The organism is Streptosporangium roseum DSM 43021 (genome assembly GCF_000024865.1).
GTDB lineage: Bacteria > Actinomycetota > Actinomycetes > Streptosporangiales > Streptosporangiaceae > Streptosporangium > Streptosporangium roseum.
Window position 1 is genome coordinate 8,985,024 of the sequence record NC_013595.1, and the last position, 17,944, is coordinate 9,002,967.

19 protein-coding genes and 1 pseudogene are annotated in these 17,944 nt (G+C 69.3%); 11 read left to right on the forward strand and 9 right to left on the reverse strand.

The genetic code is table 11. The features are described 5' to 3' along the window. Positions 1–29: 29 nt before the first annotated feature. Entirely contained in the window at positions 30–1,775 is a 1,746-nt protein-coding gene (locus SROS_RS39290) for a sensor histidine kinase (protein ID WP_012894530.1), read from the forward strand. On the opposite strand, the gene SROS_RS39295 is transcribed toward SROS_RS39290, so the two are convergent. The 6 genes from SROS_RS39295 to SROS_RS39320 all read right to left on the reverse strand — a co-directional run bounded on the left by SROS_RS39295 (position 1,716) and on the right by SROS_RS39320 (position 8,179). After that, positions 1,716–2,324: a response regulator transcription factor gene (locus SROS_RS39295; protein ID WP_012894531.1), complete on the reverse strand. Its 609-nt coding sequence runs from the start codon at positions 2,322–2,324 to the stop codon at positions 1,716–1,718. The genes SROS_RS39290 and SROS_RS39295 overlap by 60 nt on opposite strands. A 296-nt stretch (positions 2,325–2,620) precedes the next feature. Further along, positions 2,621–4,525: a S9 family peptidase gene (locus tag SROS_RS39300; RefSeq protein ID WP_012894532.1), complete on the reverse strand. Its 1,905-nt coding sequence runs from the start codon at positions 4,523–4,525 to the stop codon at positions 2,621–2,623. A gap of 85 nt (positions 4,526–4,610) precedes the next feature. After that, the gene (locus SROS_RS39305) at positions 4,611–5,246 is read right to left on the reverse strand and encodes a TetR/AcrR family transcriptional regulator (RefSeq protein WP_218919756.1); all 636 of its coding nucleotides are present in this window, start codon (positions 5,244–5,246) and stop codon (positions 4,611–4,613) included. Between the two features lie 558 nt (positions 5,247–5,804). Continuing rightward, positions 5,805–6,134 (reverse strand): vWA domain-containing protein, encoded by a 330-nt coding sequence (locus SROS_RS39310; protein ID WP_043653861.1) that lies wholly within the window; start codon positions 6,132–6,134, stop codon positions 5,805–5,807. A 440-nt stretch (positions 6,135–6,574) separates the two neighbouring features. After that, a complete protein-coding gene (locus tag SROS_RS39315) occupies positions 6,575–7,483 on the reverse strand; it encodes a helix-turn-helix domain-containing protein (protein WP_012894534.1) in 909 nt (302 codons plus the stop codon). Positions 7,484–7,654: 171 nt separating this feature from the next. After that, a complete protein-coding gene (locus SROS_RS39320; protein WP_012894535.1) occupies positions 7,655–8,179 on the reverse strand; it encodes a TetR/AcrR family transcriptional regulator in 525 nt (174 codons plus the stop codon). Between the two features lie 114 nt (positions 8,180–8,293). Here SROS_RS39320 and SROS_RS39325 point away from each other — a divergent pair, with 114 nt between their 5' ends. Further along, positions 8,294–9,568 carry an FAD-dependent monooxygenase gene (locus SROS_RS39325; protein ID WP_012894536.1) on the forward strand — a complete coding sequence of 425 codons (1,275 nt, stop codon included), beginning with the start codon at positions 8,294–8,296 and terminating at the stop codon, positions 9,566–9,568. Between the two features lie 39 nt (positions 9,569–9,607). Then, the gene (locus tag SROS_RS51760) at positions 9,608–9,907 is read left to right on the forward strand and encodes a hypothetical protein (RefSeq protein ID WP_043653864.1); all 300 of its coding nucleotides are present in this window, start codon (positions 9,608–9,610) and stop codon (positions 9,905–9,907) included. On the opposite strand, the pseudogene SROS_RS54670 reads toward SROS_RS51760, so the two are convergent. Both SROS_RS54670 and SROS_RS39335 read right to left on the reverse strand, forming a co-directional pair. Next, positions 9,882–10,186: pseudogene (locus tag SROS_RS54670) on the reverse strand (Scr1 family TA system antitoxin-like transcriptional regulator). The gene SROS_RS51760 and the pseudogene SROS_RS54670 sit on opposite strands and share 26 nt — an antisense overlap. Positions 10,187–10,249: 63 nt before the next feature. Then, positions 10,250–11,095 (reverse strand): TetR/AcrR family transcriptional regulator, encoded by an 846-nt coding sequence (locus SROS_RS39335; protein WP_245564443.1) that lies wholly within the window; start codon positions 11,093–11,095, stop codon positions 10,250–10,252. Positions 11,096–11,153: 58 nt separating this feature from the next. Here SROS_RS39335 and SROS_RS39340 point away from each other — a divergent pair, with 58 nt between their 5' ends. The 3 genes from SROS_RS39340 to SROS_RS39350 all read left to right on the forward strand — a co-directional run bounded on the left by SROS_RS39340 (position 11,154) and on the right by SROS_RS39350 (position 14,105). Beyond that, the gene (locus tag SROS_RS39340) at positions 11,154–12,098 is read left to right on the forward strand and encodes a daunorubicin resistance protein DrrA family ABC transporter ATP-binding protein (RefSeq protein WP_012894538.1); all 945 of its coding nucleotides are present in this window, start codon (positions 11,154–11,156) and stop codon (positions 12,096–12,098) included. Next, complete coding sequence (locus tag SROS_RS39345; protein WP_012894539.1) at positions 12,095–12,913, forward strand: ABC transporter permease; 819 nt, start codon at positions 12,095–12,097, stop codon at positions 12,911–12,913. Before SROS_RS39340 ends, SROS_RS39345 begins: the two co-directional genes overlap by 4 nt. 64 nt (positions 12,914–12,977) lie before the next feature. Then, positions 12,978–14,105 (forward strand): serine hydrolase domain-containing protein, encoded by a 1,128-nt coding sequence (locus SROS_RS39350; RefSeq protein ID WP_012894540.1) that lies wholly within the window; start codon positions 12,978–12,980, stop codon positions 14,103–14,105. Between the two features lie 499 nt (positions 14,106–14,604). Here SROS_RS39350 and SROS_RS39355 read toward each other — a convergent pair whose 3' ends face one another. Next, positions 14,605–15,066 (reverse strand): MarR family winged helix-turn-helix transcriptional regulator, encoded by a 462-nt coding sequence (locus tag SROS_RS39355; protein ID WP_012894541.1) that lies wholly within the window; start codon positions 15,064–15,066, stop codon positions 14,605–14,607. A 124-nt stretch (positions 15,067–15,190) separates the two neighbouring features. Between SROS_RS39355 and SROS_RS39360 the strand changes: the two genes are divergently transcribed. From SROS_RS39360 to SROS_RS39380, 5 genes are all read left to right on the forward strand, one after another. After that, positions 15,191–15,535 (forward strand): DMT family transporter, encoded by a 345-nt coding sequence (locus tag SROS_RS39360; protein ID WP_012894542.1) that lies wholly within the window; start codon positions 15,191–15,193, stop codon positions 15,533–15,535. A gap of 57 nt (positions 15,536–15,592) precedes the next feature. Beyond that, the gene (locus tag SROS_RS39365) at positions 15,593–15,913 is read left to right on the forward strand and encodes a DMT family transporter (protein WP_012894543.1); all 321 of its coding nucleotides are present in this window, start codon (positions 15,593–15,595) and stop codon (positions 15,911–15,913) included. 6 nt (positions 15,914–15,919) lie between these two features. Next, positions 15,920–16,393: a nucleoside deaminase gene (locus SROS_RS39370; RefSeq protein ID WP_012894544.1), complete on the forward strand. Its 474-nt coding sequence runs from the start codon at positions 15,920–15,922 to the stop codon at positions 16,391–16,393. A gap of 13 nt (positions 16,394–16,406) precedes the next feature. Beyond that, a complete protein-coding gene (locus SROS_RS39375; RefSeq protein WP_012894545.1) occupies positions 16,407–17,048 on the forward strand; it encodes a DsbA family oxidoreductase in 642 nt (213 codons plus the stop codon). 220 nt (positions 17,049–17,268) lie between these two features. Then, the gene (locus tag SROS_RS39380) at positions 17,269–17,760 is read left to right on the forward strand and encodes a GNAT family N-acetyltransferase (protein WP_012894546.1); all 492 of its coding nucleotides are present in this window, start codon (positions 17,269–17,271) and stop codon (positions 17,758–17,760) included. Positions 17,761–17,944: the final 184 nt, after the last annotated feature.

Here is a 17,944-nt window from a genome sequence, read left to right on the forward strand (position 1 = left end):
TTCGGACAAAATCGATAGAATGCCCCGCCGTGACGGTCATTCTCGTGGTTCTGCTGAGTGTGACCTTCGACCCCTCGCATCCGCTGCCGAGCATGGCGACGGTCGCGATGCTCGGCCTGCAGATCGTGCACAGCCTGCCGGGGCTGAAGAGCCTGCGCGGTCCGTGGAGCCTCGCCGCCCAGGCCCTGCTCTTCCCCTGGGCCGGTCAGGGGGCGCCCGGACTGCTGGCGGCCTCGGTGCTCCTGATCGCGGGCGGGCCGATCCGCTGGGTGATGTTCGCCGGGGTCGTGGCCGCCGCCGGGCTGCTCAACCTCTCGGACGCCTACAGCTGCGCCAACGCCATGGGCAACGCGCTGGCCCAGGGTTTGATCGTCTTCGGGGTGACCAGGCTCAGCGACCTGCGCGCCGAACTGCACGCCGCCCGCGGGGAGCCGGCCGCCGAATCCGTGGCGGGAGAGCGCGAGCGGGCGTCCCGCGATCTGGACGCCGTCCTCGGCTCCAGCCTGTCGGCCGTCATCGGCCTCGCGGCGAAGGGGAGAACCGAGGAGATCATCGTGCTGGGCCGGGAGGCCGCCGCGCGGGCTCGGGAGACACCCGGCGCGGCGGTGGAGCTGCCGCGCGGCGATCTGACGCCACGGCTCGCGCTGCCCATCCACGTCGCCGCGCACGCCGGATTCCTGATCGTCTCGGTGATCTACCTGTGGCAGATGCGTCCACCGCCCTGGGTGCTGGCCGGAGCCCTGCTCGCCGTCGCCGGGGTCGTCGGGTTGCAGCTCTACCACTCCCTGCCGCGCCCTCCCGGCGTACGGCCCCGGCACGCCGCCTGGACGCTGCCGGTACAGCTGGCGCTCGCCTGCCTGCCGCTCCTGTCACCCGACCGGCCGTATCCCCAGCTGGCCGGCTTCGCCGCCGCGTCCGTCCTGATCGTCATGTGCGGAAAGGCGGCATGGGCCGCGTGGCCGATGTCCGGTGCGATCATCCTGGGCGTCTGCGCGACGCTGCTGCTGCGGGGTGTCGCTCCCGCGGAGAACCTCTACTGGACGTTCAACGCGGCGGCGGTCGCGGCGATGCTCTACGGGCTGGCGCTCCACACCGGCCTGGTCTTTCAAGTGCGGGAGGCACGGCTGGCTCTGGCCGAGATCGCGGTCGTCAAGGAACGCCGCCGGATCTCCCGCGACGTGCACGACCTCCTCGGCTCCAGCCTGTCGGCCATCGTCGTCAAGGGGGAGCTGGCCGTGCGAGCTCCCGAACGGGCCGAGCGGGAGCTCGCCGACATCGCGCGGATCGCCCGCCGCGCGCTGGCCGACCTGCGCGCCATCCCGCGCGACGACGACCCCGGCCTGTCCCTGGACGCCGAACTCGCCTCGGCCCGCGAGCTCCTCACCGCCGCGGGCGTGACCGTCCATGTCGACACCGAGCTCCGGGCACCCGTTCCGGGCCCCGCCGACGCGCTGCTGGCCACCGTGCTCCGCGAGGCCGTCACCAACGTCCTGCGGCACAGCCGGGCGGACCACTGCCGCATCGAGGTGGCGTGCGGCGACGGCCTGGTACGGCTGCGCGTGAGCAATGACGGCGCACCGCCCGGCGGACCGGCGGGTACGCCCGGGGAACGGACCGGCGGCCAGGGGATCGCCAACCTCGCCGAGCGGGTGTCCGCCGCGGGAGGCCGGTTGGAGGCGGCGCCGACCGGCGGCGGCGGGTACGGGCTGTCGGTGCTACAGCCAGTCGGCCTCGGTGGCGATACGGACGGCGTCGAGGCGGTTGCGGGCGTCTAGCTTGGTGACGATCGCCCCCAGGTAATTGCGGACGGTCCCCTTGGTCAGGTGGAGCCTGGACGCGATCTCCGCCGGCTCGGCCCCCTCCGAGGCCATGCGCAGCACCTCGACCTCCCGCGGGCTCAGCGGGTTCCGCCTGCCCGTGATGGCCGCGGCGGCCAGTTGCGGATCCATCACCCGTTCCCCGCCGGCCACCCGGCGGATCGCCCCGGCCAGCTCGGCGGGCGGGGCGTCCTTGAGCATGAACCCCCGCACCTCGGCCGACAGGGCCCTGCGCAGCATCTCGGGACGGCCCAGCGAGGTCAGGATCAGCACGCGGCAGTCCGGGAGCCGCTCGGCGAGCACGGCCGCCGCGGCCAGCCCGTCGATGCCGCCGGGCATGTTGATGTCGAGCACGGCGACGTCCGGCCGGTGCCGGAGTGCCTCGGAGACGGCCGAGTCACCCGACGAGACCTCGGCGACCACCTCCATGTCGGGCTCCAGGCCCAGGAGGGCGACGAGTGCACCCCGGATGAGGTTCATGTCCTCCGCCAGCAGCACCCGGATCACATCACCCACCCCTTGAAGCTCGTACCGCCGCCATTGCCGAGCCAACCCTCTCGCCCGGCCCTTGCCGTCCGCAAACCGGGCAGGGGTCACACCGGCCCGGAACGCAGCGGGCCACTTGGCGGCCTGGGACACGTTCGGGACGAGGACGCCGGAACCGCGCGTCACGCTCGGGCGCTGGTCGTGTCGGGTGAAGTTGCCGACGCGGCGGCCTCGTTGCCCACCTGTGCGGTTCCCGGCTCGCGCCCGACGGCAGGATCGGCGCGAGCCGTGCAGCGGAAGGGGCGGGGAGCGCCGGTTTACTCCGTGTCCGGCCGTCCGCTCAGGTGACGGGCGAGGAAGCGGTCGGCCGCGCGGTACATGTCGATGTTGTTGTCCGGGTTCACGAAGCCGTGGCCCTCGTTGTCCTTGACCATGTACTCGACCTCGACGCCCCGGGCACGCAGCGCGTCGACGATCCGGTCGGACTCGGCCTTGACGACACGGATGTCGTTGGCGCCCTGCACCACCATCAGCGGGGTGCGGATCTGGTCCACCCGGCTGATGGGGGAGCGCGCCAGCAGGTCCGCCTCCTGCTCCGGGTCGCTCGGATCACCGGCGTAGAGATACCAGTTGTTGACCAGGCCGGGCCGCGCGAACTCCGGCAGGGTCCTCAGGTAGGTGACGAGGTTCGAGGGGCCGCAGACGTCGATCGCGGCGGCGAAGACGTCGGGGGTGAAGGTGACGCCGACCAGCGTGGCGTATCCGCCGTACGAGCCGCCGAAGATGGCGACGCGGTCCGGGTCCGCGTACCCCTGCTTGACGGCCCAGTCGACGGCGTCGATGAGGTCGTCGTGCATCTTCCCGGCCAACTCCCCGATACCGGCCTTGAGGAACGCCTTTCCGTAGCCCATCGAGCCGCGGAAGTTGACCTGCAGCACCGCGTAGCCGCGGTTGGCCAGCAGCTGCACCACGGGGTGGTAGCCCCAGCTGTCGCGGAACCACGGGCCGCCGTGGACCAGCAGCACCAGGGGCAGCCCGGCCGGATCGACGCCGACGGGCAGCGTCAGGTAGGCGGGCAGGCGCAGCCCGTCGCGTGCGGGGATCGTGACCGGCGTCATCGGGGCCAGGACATCGGGGTCGAGATGCGGATAGGGCCGGTAGAGCAGTCGGCTCTCGCCGCTGGTGTGGTCGTAGAAGTAAGTGGCACCGGGGTCACGGTCATGGGTGAAACCGACGACCCAGCGCCTCCCGCTCACGTCGCAGGACACCGCGGCCAGATCACCGTCGGACAGCTGCTCCAGGTTCTGCAGCACCGAGGCGAAGTGCGGGTCGAGGGCGTGGATCACCTGCCGCTCGCCGAGATAGCGCGCCCCGAGCAGTGCTCCGGTGTACTGGTTGCGGATGAGCGGCGACGGCATCGTCGGGAAGACGACGCACCGTGTGTCGAGGTCGAAGACCGGATGGCTGTCGACACCGGTCTCCTCACCGGTGGCCAGATCGAGCCGGACCAGCCGGGTCCGGTCACTGTTGCGATTGGAGCCGATCCACACGCCGGTCCCGTCCGGGGTGAGCTCGAACGGCTGGATACTCAGCGGGTAGTCAGCGCCGTCGAACGTGGCGACCGGGCGCAGCTTCCCCTCTGAGGTGTCCCACTGCGCCAGCTCGATGTCACCGCCGGCCGTCAAGGTCTGGGCGTACAGGTCTCCGGCGGGTGTGCACAGCCAGCCGGCGGCCTGGCCGGGGTTCTGCGCCAGAATGGTCAGCTCACCTGTGGCGATGTCGAGTTCGTAGAGGTCGAACTCGACGGGGTTCCTCGCATTCAGATGCAGGAACGCCTTACCCGGCCGCGAGACCACCATCTCGAACCCCACAGCCAGGGCCCCGGGAAAGGGGGTGAGATCGACCGCCTTGGCATCCGGGTCCGCCAGATCGACCCGGTAGACGTGCCACATCTCGTCGCCGTCACCGTCCTGCTCGTACAGCAGCCAGCGCGGATCATCCGTCCAGTGGAAGATGTGCACGCTGCGGTTGTCGTCGGCGGTCACGCACCGTGCCTCCTCGTCCGAGTCGAGGCTCTCCACCCATACGTTCAGCCGGTCCCGCCAGGGCGACAGGTAGGCGATCTTCGTGCCGTCGGGCGAGATCGATGCACCGGCACGGACGGGAGAGTCGAACAAGTCCTCGACAGCGATCCGTGAGGCCTCATGAGCATGGGCGGGCATACAGGCACTCCTATGGGGTTCGTCTGGGTTCAGCTTGGGTCCGTCGCCGTTCGGTCGGCGGGCTACTCGAGGCTGGGCGGTGTCGTCAGGCGACGGGGTCGCCGACGGCTCCGCCGGTGGCGGTGCGGATCGCGTGGGCGTAGCGCCGGGCGAGGGCCGTCACGTCTTCGAACTCGGTGAGGTCGTCGCCGGCGAGCGCGGCGGCGCCGATGTGCTCGTCCAGCACCCGTACCACAGCCGCTGCCGACGCGGCGTGCATACGCACCTCCAGATCACCGGCCGGGCGCTCGAGACGATCACCGATGATCGCGCACATCTCGCGTTCCACCTGGTCGCAGGCCATAAGCCACGCAGTGCGCAACGCTGGGTCGGTGTCGGCGAGCCGGATCATCCTCATCGCGAGCATCTCGTCGGCAAGCCCGACAGGCGGCGTTTCGTGACCGAGTCTGAGGTTGGTCAGTTCCGTTGCCAGGTGATCCTCCAGGGAGCTCTGCCGGGGCCAGCGGCGCAGCACGCCCAGCAACGTGACCACGCCCTGCATGATGATCGGCTCCGCGCAGCTTTCCTTGCTGCGGAAGTGCCGCCAGAGGGTGCGAGTGGACAGATCCACGGCGTCCGCGATCTGATCGCCGCTGGTCGCGGCCACTCCCTGCTCCCAGAAGAGACGCGCCGCCTCCCGGGAGATCTCCAGCCGCAGCCGCGCACGCCGCTGCTCGTTCACCCCTCCCCCGCCGCGTTGCTTCGTGGTCATGGCACCTCACACTCGCCTCTTCCAATGTCTTCAAGAGACATTATGTCACTAAGTGACATGGCGAGCGACGCGAGCGGACCCGAAGGCCCTCCACTCGGGCAGCCGTGACCGGACGCGATGCAGCTCCGAGTAGTCGTGGTCACGGTCTTCAGAGGGCGTGGATCTTGACGACTTCCGCGACGGACCGGGTGCACCCCAGAGTGTTGATGTCGATCACCAGAAGAGGCCCCGGCTCGGTGCGCCAAATCACCCAAATAGGGCGATTTATACGTAAGGAGGATGGATGAACCCGAGAAGGTCAGCCTTGAGTGCGACAATGGTCGCGGTGGCATTAGCCGGTTCGGTGGCCGTGTCCTCACCCGCCTCCGCGGCGTCCTACAACAGCTCCAACGGCTACAACTGCGCCGTCGCCATCCGAAATGTTAAAGCAACTGACCCGTGGTGGATGGGCATCAGACTGAACACCCAGTCGGGTGCCGCCGGAGAAGCGATCGACCAGGGCGTGTACTCCACCTATGCCGGACCTGTTTACAAGTACGGAAAAGGTAAATGCATGTGGTGGAGTTCATTCATCTGGAACTGGGACGGCCAGAAAGCCAACGCCTCCAAGAACAAGACTAATTGCGGTTGATCGTCGCGGCGGCGGGTCATCTTGTCGACTTCCACCAGGGTGAACTCCAGCGTCTCGGCCGACGGCGGCCATCGGAACACGTAGCCGCCGTCCCGTTCGAGGTGGGCGGTCGGCTCGAAGTCGGGACGCCGGTCCAGGTGGCGGCCGGCGATCAGCAGCGTGTGATGCAGGTTGGTGCCCTGGCCCCTGTCCCACTCGAGTCCGGCCGGCTCTCCGACCTGCAGCACCCGGGCGTATGAGCCCCGGGAGCGGTAGTGATCATGGTTTTTCCATGATCTGTTGGGATTAGCCGTGCTACAGGACGCCCAATCCCAACAGATCAAGGAAAACCCCCGTATCGCCCCCTCCTCCGCGCAGCGGGGAGCACTCCGTACGGCGCCGCGCGGATGGGCCGGTCCCCGGCCACCCCACCCACCCCTCGCCGCGCTTTTGACCTTCCACCCCGTACGGCGCCGCACAGATGGACACCCGTACGGCGCCGCACAGATGGACACCCCTGGGGCGGAGTGGAGGTGAACGGGCAACGCTGTCGCCGCCCGTCACCGACGGAACCCGTACACCGCATCCGTGGACGCAACCGGACGCCATCGGATCCGGTCCGGGGATCCCGGCCCTGCCCCGATGGGCCCTCTCCGGCCGACGCCGAGAGGTCCTCAGCCGGGCCGGCTCACCGGTGCGCGCGGAGCGCCGCGATGAACCACTCGAACGCCGCGGCGCTGGGGGGGAACGGCGGCAGGCCGTTGACGGCCCCGATCAGCTGCCAGTACCGCTCCACCCGCCGGTCGGTGAACCTCTCCAGCTCATCGGCCAGCCGGACGCGCTCCTCGGCGGGGGTGTCCGCGCTGATGATCCGGTGCAGAGCAGTCCTGCCCTCGGCGGATTCCGGGGCGATCCCCGCGGCCAGCGCGCCGCCGCCGTGCTCGAGGATCGGCTCGTGGTCGTACTGCTGCGGCTGCTCGCCGGGCTCCGCGCCCGCCACCGCCATCTGGCGCACGCGCCGCCGGAACTCCTCGTCGCCGACGAGCTCGGCGAGCTCCACCCAGGCGTCAACCTGTTCCGCGGTCGGATCGTCCGGCAGCTCCGCCGGCATCCGGCGCATCATCTGCGCGATGTGGGCCCCCGGCATGTCAGGGTCGAGGCCGGCGAAGGTCTGGTCGACGAAGTCGTCGATGACGCGCTGCCGCTCCTGCGCGGACAGTCTGGCCAGTTTGTGCATGAGTCTCATCTCCTCGGTGGTGCTTCCTCGTCGGGCGATCGACCGCAGCACCGCGCGCCGCAGCTGAAGGACGCGGATCTCCGCGTCCAGGGCGTCGGCGTGCGCCCCGGCGATCTCGGCGACGGTGCCCTGCCGGTTCAGGACCCGCTGGACCGTCTCCAGGTCCAGGCCGAGCTCGCGGAGCGTCCGTACCAGGTCCAGGCGCGACACCGCCGACAGGTCGTAGAGCCGGTAGCCACCGGCCGAGCGGCGCGTCGGCGCGACGATCCCCATGTCGGACCAGAAGCGGACGGTGCGCACCGGCACTCCGGTACGGCGGGCGAGCTGTCCGATGCTGAACAGCTCCGTGTGGTCGTTCACGAGACCAGCTTCGACCTTCCAGTCACTGGAGACTCAAGGGCATTTTCGCCGGAATCGAGCGATCACGCGGAAGGCCGCAGGCACGGAGGGGGTTTCAGACACTTCGGAGCAGGACCGGAAAACCGCGCCCTCCCCCCGCAGTCCGTGGAGGCGCTGCCCCCTTGCCGGGGATCAGATGGCGAGGACGGTCAGCGCGGACTCCACGGCTGCGGACCTGACCTCGTCGAACGGAAGGGTCGCGTGTTCCACCACGCAGTCCGACATGCCGCCGAGCGCCACGGTCGCGTGGATCCGCGCGGCGGTGGAGGGGGCGGGGCCGAGCAGGAGCGTGGTCAGTTGCTTGCGCCACGCCCACATCCGGTCCATCAGATCGAGTTCGACCAGCGTGGCGGGCGCGTGCAGGACCAGCATGATCACTTCCCGGTGCCGCCAGATGAGGTCGAAGTAGTCTTCGAGCAGCCGCCGCCCGTCTCCGGGCTCGCGCTCGGCCACGAACGTCTCCAGGTCGTCCATGAGCGGCTGGATGATGCTTCTGACCAGGTCGTCCCTTGACTCGAAGTGGTAGTAGAGGGCCGGTTTGGTGATGCCGAGCCGGTCGGAGATCTGCTTCAGGCTGGTGTTCTGCACGCCCTGCTCCAGGAAGAGCTCGCGCGCCACCGCCTGGATGCGCGTCTTGGTGTCCGAAGGTCTCGCCATGGAACCAAGAGTAGCGCTTACCTATCGTTAAGTAAGTCGTTGCGGCCGGCCGCGAATCATGCTTACCTATCGTTAAGTAAGTTGCTTACCTTCCGTTAAGTAAGGAGACGGTGCATGCGGATCCTCATCTCCGGCGCCAGCGTCGCCGGCCCCGTCCTGGCCTACTGGCTCAACAGGTACGGCTTCGCCGTCACCGTGGTCGAGCGGGCCCCGGCGCTGCGCAAAGCGGGCGGGCACGCGATCGACCTGTTCCGCCCCGCCATGGACATCATCGACAAGATGGGCCTGATCGAACCGGTCCAGGCCAGGAAGACCGGCACCGAGTGGCTCTCGTTCCGCGCGGGGAACAGCGCCCACCTCCACGAACTGGAGGTCGGCAGGCTGATGCGCGTCGTGTCCGACCGGCACGTCGAGATCATGCGGGACGATCTCGGCGAGATCCTCTACGACAGCACCCGGCACGACGTGGAATACCTCTTCGGCGACTCCATCGCCGCCATGGACGAGAACGCCGACGGCATCGACGTCACCTTCGAGCAGGGGCCCGCCCGCAGGTTCGACCTGGTGATCGGGGCCGACGGGCTGCACTCCAACGTCCGGCGCCTGGTCTTCGGAGCGGAGTCGCGCTTCTCCACCTGGATCGGGGCCTACCTGGCGGTCATGTCGATACCCAATTACCTGGGCCTGCGCGACCGCATGGACGGGATCACCGGCGTGAACAGGATGGTGGGGGTGTACGGCGGGGCGCGCATGGACGACGCACGCGCGGTCTTCCTGTTCCGCCCCGCCGCCGAGCTCGACTACCACCACCGGGACGTCGACCGGCAGAAGGAACTGCTGCGGCAGCAGTTCGCCGGGCTGGGCTGGGAGGTGCCCCGCCTGCTGGGCGAGGAGCTGGACCGCGCCTCGACGTTCTATTTCGACTCGATCACCCAGCTGCGCATGGACACCTGGTCCCGGGGACGGGTGAGCCTGGTCGGCGACGCCGGCTACTGCCCGGGCCCCGCGGTCGGCGGCAGCACCAGCCTGGCCGTCGTGGGCGCCTATGTCCTGGCCGGTGAGCTGGCCGAGACCCGCGGCGACCACACGCGGGCGTTCCCGGCCTACGAGCGGGAGATCGGCGACTATGTACGGCGCAGCCGTACCTTCGCCGTCGGCGCCGCCAAGCGGCTCATCCCCGACACCCGCCTGGGTCTGTGGGGCCTGGTCCAGGGAGTGCGGCTGATCAACCATGTCCCCACGCCGATCGCCCGCGCCCTGGCCGGCTTCGGCGGCGGGGGCCTACGGCTGCACGACGAGATCACGGTGAAGTACTATCCGCAGGCGACCGCCATGAAGAGCGCCGCGGCCCCTGACGGGGAACGGCCTCCCCCACCTCTGCCTGTCTGACGCGACATCCCCGGCAGAGCGCGCTGGAAGGAAACCGGAGTGGAAGCGATCCTGCGCGCCGCGGGCAAGGTGATGGGCGTCGAACTCTCCGACCCCGCCGACCTGGGCGGCAGCTTACGCAGCACCGTTCTGCGCTGCCGGACCGCCGAGGGCGGCAGCGTGATCGTCAAGGCGTACGGCACCGGGCCGGAGGCGCTGCGCGGCTTCACCGCGGAGGCACGCCGTACCTGGAGGAGGTTCCGTGGCTCGAACGGACCGCGGCCGACCTGCTCACGCTGCCGGGCTACCCCGCCTTCGGCGGCTGACCGGGCGCTCAAGGCGCGCCTTCCCTGCCACTGATCGGACGATGTGAAACACCTTCGTCCAGCACCACGCAGAACAATGGCGGAGCAATGCGAGTGAAGATCTCCCGCCGCTCCATGCGAGCGGCCACGGCCTTTCCCACTTGCTCCTCGGTCTGTCGGGCTCGCCGCGGATGACCGCTCGCGCGTACTCCTCGGCCTGGAGGAGACCCGGCACGACGGTTCCCAGGTGTGCAGGGTGTGCGCTTCCTGCGCGAAGGCGTCCACCCCATCCCCGTCGGGGAACACCCCGGCATCGGCAAGCCCTGGACTCCACCCGTGACCAGGCACGGGCCGCCGCTGCGCCTTTTTGGTGGGCATTCAGGCATGGCTTGTGCGCCTATTCCGCTCTTGATGCCCTCTCGGAGGGTCGACTACGAGCCTGCCCTGGCCCGCCCTGTTCTTCCCGCCCCTCTCGGTGTGCCTGCATCGGAGACTCGGCCGTTGACGGGAGGGCCGCGGCGATGCAGTCGAGGACGCGCTGGAGCCCGTACCGGAACTGGTCGTCGCGGCTCAGGTGCGGCTGGCGCGCCTCCATCACGATCTTGGTGAAGATCGGGTACTCCCCGCTCTTCACCAGCTGCTCGATGTACGGGTAGTTCCGCGCCATCCACTCCGACTCGCTGAGCCCGTTGCGGCGGACTTCCTTGGTCGAGCTGATCTCCTCGCGGACGGTGCCCTCGACGTAGCCGTTGAGTATGGCCATGAGGCCGAGGTTCTCGTCGATGGAGACGAAGGCGTCGAGCACTCCCATCAGCCGTTCGATCAAGAGCAGCTGGTTGGGGCCGAAACTGGGGAGTGACCGCTGCACGGTTCCGATCCACGGGTGCCTCAGCCACATGGCCCGCAGCCCGTCGGCGTAGCGGGTCAGGTCGGCGCGCCAGTCGCCCGAGGGCATGCCCGTGACGTCGATCTCGCCCTGCAGCCGGTCGGCCATGAGCTCGACCAGGTTGTCGCGGCTCGGGACGTAGCGGTAGAGGGACATCGCGCCCGCGCCGATCTCGGCGGCGATCCGCCGCATGGTGGCGGCCTCCAGCCCCTCGGCGTCGGCGATCCGGATCGCCGCCTCGGTGATCTGCGCGCGGCTGTAGGTGGGCTTCGGCCCGCGGGCGGGGCGCTCGGGCCGCATCCAGATGTTCACGTACTCGGCGTCGGCCACCGTCTCCTCCTCCCCAGTTGCATACATGGTACCCAGTAATTTAGCCTGACCCGCAACCGCGTACAACATACCCAGTGGAGGGGTCATGCCTGATCCGATCGTGGTCGCCGAGGGGCTGCACAAGTCCTTCGGCGACACCCATGCGCTGCGGGGGCTGGACCTGAGCGTTCCGAGAGGAACGGTCTGCGGCGTGCTGGGGCCCAACGGCGCGGGGAAGACGACCGCGATACGCATCCTGGCGACCTTGTCCGATCCCGACGCCGGGCACGCCCGCATCGCCGGACACGACGTCGTCCGCGAGGCCGACCAGGTGCGGGCGAGCATCGGGCTCGCGGGCCAGTACGCCGCCGTGGACGAGAAACTCACCGGCCGTGGCAACCTGCGCATGTTCGGCCGGCTCTACCACCTGCCACGACGCCAGGCGCACCGGCGGGCCGACGAGCTGCTGGAGCGCTTCGGCCTGATGGACGCCGCCGACCGGCCGGTTCTCGGCTACTCCGGCGGCATGCGCCGCCGCCTCGACCTGATCACCTGCCTCATCCTGCGCCCCGAGGTGCTCTTCCTGGACGAGCCGACCACCGGCCTGGACCCGCGCAGCCGCGGCGAGATCTGGGACAGCATCCGCGAGCTGGTGGCCGACGGCACCACCGTGCTGCTCACCACGCAGTACCTGGACGAGGCCGACCAGCTGGCCGACGACATCGCCGTCATCGACCACGGGCAGGTGATCGCCACCGGCACGCCCGACGAGCTGAAGGCCACGATCGGCGACCGCCTCGACGTCACCCTCGAAAACCCCGCCGCACTGCCTGCGGCGATGACCGTCCTGAACACCCTCACCGGCACCGATCCCACGACGACGGGCGCCGACCGGCTCAGCGTCGCCCTGTCCGGCGGCCGCCTCCGGCTCGCCGACATCGTGCGCGAGCTCGACCGCGCCGGAGTCGTCGCCGCCGACGTGAGCCTGCGCCGCCCCACCCTCGACGAGGTGTTCCTGCGCCTCACCGACCGCAAGGAGACCGTGCGATGACCGTCCTCACCTCACCACTGGGCCGCCTGCGCTGGACGCTCACCGACGGGCTGACCCTGGTCGGCCGCGAGCTGGGACGGCTGCGGCAGGAGCCCGGGCAGATCGTCGCCGCGCTGGTCTTCCCGGTCATCATGGTGGTGCTGTTCGGGTACGTCTTCGGCAGCGCGATCCAGGTGCCGGGAGGCGGCGACTACCGCGAGTACCTCATGCCCGGCCTGTTCGCGATGGTGACCTTCTCCGCGTGGTTGGGGGTCATGACGCGGATGGCCACCGACGCCTCCCGCGGCGTGATGGACCGGTTCCGCTCCATGCCGATGGCGCGCTTGGCGGTGCCGTTCGGGCAGACCGGCGCCGACCTGCTGACCGGCCTGCTGATGCTGGCCATCATGGTGGGCGCGGGCCTGCTGGTGGGCTGGCAGCCGCACCGCGGCCTGATCCCCACGGCCCAGGCGTTCCTGCTGATGATCGTGCTGCGGTACGCGCTGAGCTGGGTGGGCGTCTATGTGGGCCTGGCGGTGAAGAACGACCAGGTCGCCGACGCGATGGTGCCGCTGGGCCTGCCGTTCACGATGCTGTCGAACGCGTTCGTCCCGACCGACGGCATGCCGGGCTGGCTGCGCTTCCTGGCCGACTGGAACCCGGTGAGCACGCTCACCGCCGCCTCACGGGAGCTGTTCGGCAACCCGGGCGCCCCGTCCGGGGACGTGGCCTGGCCACTCGCGCATCCGGTGACCACCGTCCTGCTCTGGTCGGCCGCACTGCTGGTGATCTTCGTCCCGCTGTCGCTCCGCTCCTACATGCGCAGAGGACGCTGAACGCTCCAGGCATCTGCAGACCGCGTGTTCTCCTCCGAATACTTCTCCTCCGAAAGTCATAAAAATGCCGCACAACATCCACGAGAAGATCCAGCAGATCCTGAACCGGGCTGTGGCCGAGGACGGCGTTCCCGGCATCGTCGCCGAAGTTCACGACGCCGACGGAACATGGTTCGGCGCCGCAGGAGTGGCCGACCTCGCCGGCGGGCATCGGCGTCAGCCCGGGGAGCACCTGCACATCGGCAGCTCCGGTAAGGCCTTCACCGCCGCCACCGTGCTGGCCCTGGCAGCCGAAGGCAGGCTGAGCCTCGAGGACCCGGTGAACACATGGCTGCCCGGCGTCATGGAGACGGGCGGCTACGACGGCGACAAGATCACCATCCGGCATCTGCTCAACCACACCAGCGGCCTGTTCCTCACCGGCCTCGCACCAGAACTACAGCGCAGCATCGCCACGCAGCCGACCCGCATCTGGACCACCTCCGAGCTGGTGAGGCTCGCGGTGTCCCAGCCGCCGGCCGGCGAGCCGGGCGAGCAGTTCATCTACTCCAACGGCGGCTACTACCTGGCCGGCGCGATCATCGAGAAGGTCACCGGCAACACCTACGCCGCCGAAGTCGAACGCACAGTCATCCGGCCGCTCGACCTGACCCGCACCTACGTACGGCCCGCAGACGCCACAAGCTATCTCCACCCGCATCCCACGGCCTACGTTGCCGGCGCCCTCAAGGATGGCGTCGACCCGGCGACGCTCACCGCGGAGAACTGGGCGTCGATGATCGACCATGACAAGCCGCCCATCGACGTCACCGCGCTCAACACCTCATGGGGCTGGGCGGCCGGCGGCATCGTCTCCACCACCGAAGACCTGACCCGCTTTCTCAGGGCGATCGCGACCGGCGGTCTGCTGCCACCGGCTCAGCACCACGAGATGTGGACCATGGTCACCAACGACAGCGTCGTCTGGTTGCCGCACGCCCGCTATGGCCTCGGCGTGATCGAGTTCGACAACGCGGGGATGGACGGCCTGACCGTGCGTGGCGTCAGCGGCACCCTCCCGGGATCCTTCACCCTCGCGCTGAGCACCGACGACGGCCGGCAGAGCGTCGTCATCCACACCAACATCGAGCCGAAGACCTTGGACATCCCCATCAAGATCATCAAGGCGATGTACGGCGTCGCCCTCGGCTGACCGGCCGGAGCAGTCCCGCCGCATGCCGCGTTGCGCGGACCCGGTCGACCCGTGACACCCCGGCGCTTGCCATCGTGACGCTCAGAGGATGGCGGTTCGCGAGTCGAGAAGGATGGCGGCTCGCGGACCACCCTCTCAGAAACGAGGAGTTCTGACGGGTGCCGCCGGAATACGGCGGGAACGGGCCGCGCGACGGCAGAGCCGCTGCTCAGCGTCGAGCCGGCGCCTGATAGGTGGTGGCCGATCTTGATGCGCGTTTCCGCCGGCAGGTTTGGCCAGCGGTCAACCGTGATCAGGTTGAGGGCTTCTTCCGGGGTGGTCGTAGTCTCGGCCGAAATTCCAACAAACCGGCTCTGATGCGATGAAGGAGCGGGGCCTCTCACCGCTACTTGACCAGCCCCACTCCTTCAGGGATGACCTGCGTTTTCCGAACTCCGGCGCGAAGGGGGCCTCCAGCCTACGGCTGCGGTCGACAGGGCGGAGCCGTAGGCGTAGGCACTCAGTCCGCGGCGCCCAGCACCGTGAGGGCGGCAGCGAGTTGCGGGTCCGCCTGCCTCGCTTCCTCCAGGGCGGCGTTCAGCGTCTCCTCATAGGTGCGGCTCGCCTCGGCGTATCTCGTCCGGCCCGTCTCGGTGATGACCGTGTAGACCCCCCGCTTGTCGTCCGGGCACAGATCCCGGACGGCGAAGTCCGCCGTGCTCAGCCGCGCCACCAGGCGGGTCACCGAACTCTGGTTGAGCCCGACCTTGTCGGCCAGCTCCTGCATGCGCAGCTCGGAGGTGGGGGAGGCGACGAGATGGCCCAGCGCACGGAACTCCGACAGGCCGATGCCGTGCCTTCGCTGCAGCGCGGCGGCGAGTCTGTTCTCCACGCGGGCGTGCAGGAGGAGGATGTGCTGCCAGGTCGCGGCGAGGTCCGAGACGGGCGGCGCGGCAACCGGGGCGGGGACTGCGGGAGTCATGAGACCCCTCCGTTCTTACGGCCTTCCCGATCTTTCCTGAGACCGGCTTGACAAGAGCATACATGTACATGCAACATTCTGTCCCACAGGAACTTGCACGTACATACAAATAGGAGCACCTCTCATGGCCTGGATCTACCTGCTCATCGCGGCCGTCTTCGAAGTCGTCTTCGCTCTGGCCACCAACGCCACCGAGGGCTTCACCCAGTTGGGGCCGTCCCTGCTCACGGCCGCCGCGGCGGCCGTCGGGATCTTCTTCCTGAGCCTGGCGCTCAAGACGCTGGACGTCGGCGTCGGTTACACCATCTGGACCGGCATCGGCTCGGTCGGCACGGTCGTGCTCGGCGCTGTGATCTTCGGTGAGGAGTTCACCATCTGGAAGGTGCTGGCCTTCGTCCTGATCATCGGCGGCGTGCTGGGCCTCAAGCTCTCCGACCGCCTGACCGCCGACAAGCCGTCCGCGGCCTGAACACCCCGCCCTGTCACTTCCCTGCCCTGTCACCTCACGCCCGAAGGAAACGTCATCATGGCCTGGATCTACCTCTCCATCGCGATCGTCTTCGAGATCGGCTTCGCCCTCGGCACCAACGCAACCAAGGGCTTCACCCGGCTCTGGCCGTCGGTCTTCACGCTGCTGTCGGCCGCCGGCGGCATCTTCACCCTGAGCCTGGCGCTCAAGACGCTGGACGTCGGCGTCGGCTACACCATCTGGACCGGCGTCGGCTCCATCGGCACCGTCATCCTCGGCGCCCTCATCTACAAGGAGAAGATCACCCCCGCCAAGCTCGGCTCGTTCGCCGCGATCATCGGTGGCGTCGTCCTCCTCAAGATCGCCGCGGGGATCTGAGCCGCGATGCCGAACGCCACCCCACCCGCCTGGCTCACCGAGCGCCTGACCCAGACCGTCGCCCTGGCCACCGCCGAGGTCCACGCCGGCGGCATCCCGTTCGCCGGGCTCGTCGTGGACGGCACGGGGACCGTGCTCGGCTCGGGCGTCAACCGGGTCAGGGCGCACCGCGACCCGACCGCGCACGCCGAGATCGTCGCCCTGCGCGAGGCTGCCCGCGAACACGGGCCCCACGCCCTCGCCGGCACCACGCTGCTCGCCTCGGGCGAGCCCTGCCCGCTCTGCTACGTGACCGCCCTGTGGTCCGGCGTCAGCCGGATCGTCTTCGCCGCCGACCGGCACGCCGCCGCGGCCGCCGGATTCGACTACGCCTCCTCCTACGACCTGTTCGCCGTCCCCGTCGAGCAGTGGCGGCTGTCCCCGCTGCTCCTGCCCGTCGAAGGCGCACAGGAGCCGTTCCGCGCCTGGCTCACCCGCTGAAAGGGACTTCGTCATGACCGTACGCATCAAGGTCTGGTCCGACTACGTCTGCCCCTTCTGCCTGCTGGCCAAGCAGCCGCTCGCCGAGGCCACCGCCGGCCACGACGTCGCCGTCGAGTGGATGCCGTTCGAGCTGCGGCCAGAACCCACCCCGACGCTCCGCCCGGAAGGCGACTACCTGCGCGACATCTGGTCGCGGGTGGTCTACCCGATGGCCGAGCGCATGGGCGTCGCCATCCGGCTGCCGGACGTCTCACCACAGCCTCACACCCGCCTGGCTTTCGAGGGCTACCAGTTCGCCAAGGAGCACTACCTGGCCGACGCCTACAACGACCGCATGCTGCGGGCCTTCTTCGAAGACGGGCTCGACATCGGCGACCTCGACGTGCTGGAGAAGCTGGCCGCCGGGCTCGGGCTGCCCGCAACCGCGTACCGTGCCGCGCTGGAGAGCGGCCGGTACGCCCAAGCCCACCGAGCGGCGCTGGCCGAGGCCGCCGCGCACCGCATCACCGCCGTCCCCACGATCCTCATCGAGGACATCAGGATCGAGGGCATGCCCAGCCAGGCCGCACTGCACGAGGCCATCGAAAGAGCCGCAACCAGGCAAGGAGACCACCTTGCGCCACGCCTGGCCTGCTCGATCGAGGGGTGCTGAACGGCCGGAGACACGCCCCAGGACGAACGTGCCTCTTTCTCCCCGTGGTTGAAGAGGATGTCCTTACGTCGCCGCCCTGGACACCTCTCCGCTCCTCCCAGGCCGACGGACCGGTTGGCGAGCCCGCGGTGCCGGAACGCCCCGGAGACGACCGCGCCCCGGGGTGATCGAGCAAGCGGGAGTTCAGCCGGCGCCAAGCCAGGCGCACCAGGCTGGCCCCATGCCGTTTCTACCGAGAACCCATGAGATTCCCGCAGGTGTGGAGCACGAGAGATTCCACATCCGGCCCATCACCATTCATGACACGGTGCGTGATTTCGACGCCGTGATGAGCAGTGCCTCCCGGCTGCGGGAGAGCTTCCCCGGCGGAGGCGGATGGCCGCTCGACGACATGACGCTGGAGGAGAACCTGATCGATCTGGCCTGGCACCAGAAGGAGGCCCTGCTCCGCAGGTCGTTCAACTACGCGGTGATGAGCCCCGACGGATCCCGCCAGCTCGGATGCGTCTACATCGACCCTCCGGAGAAGCGGGGAGCCGACGCCGACGTGTCGTTCTGGGTACGGGCCGACGAGGAGGGAACCGGCCTGGAGGAGGAGCTGGAACGGGTGGTCCGCGCCTGGATGCGCGAGGCGTGGCCGTACGCCTCGGTGCGCTGGCCCGGCAGGGACATCTCCTGGGAGGAGTGGGAGCTGCTGCCCGACGCGCCCTGACCTCCCTGCGGCCCCGGGTCCCGGGCCCACCGGGGCACGGGACCCGGGCGACGGCCACCCGCACGAGCTGATCGCGCAGACCAGGAGAGCGCCTCCCCGCCGGACCCCCCACTATCGCCGCATTACGACTTTCGAGCCGCCCGGCCGCCGCGATTTGGCTACACTCCGCGACTACAGGTCAACA

Excerpts from the sequence above, each read along its gene's own strand:
- SROS_RS39300 (WP_012894532.1), bottom strand. The coding sequence starts at position 4,525 with ATGCCCGCCCATGCTCATGAGGCCTCACGGATCGCTGTCGAGGACTTG.
- SROS_RS39320 (WP_012894535.1), bottom strand. The coding sequence starts at position 8,179 with ATGGCGAGACCTTCGGACACCAAGACGCGCATCCAGGCGGTGGCGCGC.
- SROS_RS39325 (WP_012894536.1), top strand. The coding sequence starts at position 8,294 with ATGCGGATCCTCATCTCCGGCGCCAGCGTCGCCGGCCCCGTCCTGGCC.
- SROS_RS39335 (WP_245564443.1), bottom strand. The coding sequence starts at position 11,095 with ATGTATGCAACTGGGGAGGAGGAGACGGTGGCCGACGCCGAGTACGTG.
- SROS_RS39340 (WP_012894538.1), top strand. The coding sequence starts at position 11,154 with ATGCCTGATCCGATCGTGGTCGCCGAGGGGCTGCACAAGTCCTTCGGC.
- SROS_RS39345 (WP_012894539.1), top strand. The coding sequence starts at position 12,095 with ATGACCGTCCTCACCTCACCACTGGGCCGCCTGCGCTGGACGCTCACC.
- SROS_RS39350 (WP_012894540.1), top strand. The coding sequence starts at position 12,978 with ATGCCGCACAACATCCACGAGAAGATCCAGCAGATCCTGAACCGGGCT.
- SROS_RS39355 (WP_012894541.1), bottom strand. The coding sequence starts at position 15,066 with ATGACTCCCGCAGTCCCCGCCCCGGTTGCCGCGCCGCCCGTCTCGGAC.
- SROS_RS39360 (WP_012894542.1), top strand. The coding sequence starts at position 15,191 with ATGGCCTGGATCTACCTGCTCATCGCGGCCGTCTTCGAAGTCGTCTTC.
- SROS_RS39365 (WP_012894543.1), top strand. The coding sequence starts at position 15,593 with ATGGCCTGGATCTACCTCTCCATCGCGATCGTCTTCGAGATCGGCTTC.
- SROS_RS39370 (WP_012894544.1), top strand. The coding sequence starts at position 15,920 with ATGCCGAACGCCACCCCACCCGCCTGGCTCACCGAGCGCCTGACCCAG.
- SROS_RS39375 (WP_012894545.1), top strand. The coding sequence starts at position 16,407 with ATGACCGTACGCATCAAGGTCTGGTCCGACTACGTCTGCCCCTTCTGC.
- SROS_RS39380 (WP_012894546.1), top strand. The coding sequence starts at position 17,269 with ATGCCGTTTCTACCGAGAACCCATGAGATTCCCGCAGGTGTGGAGCAC.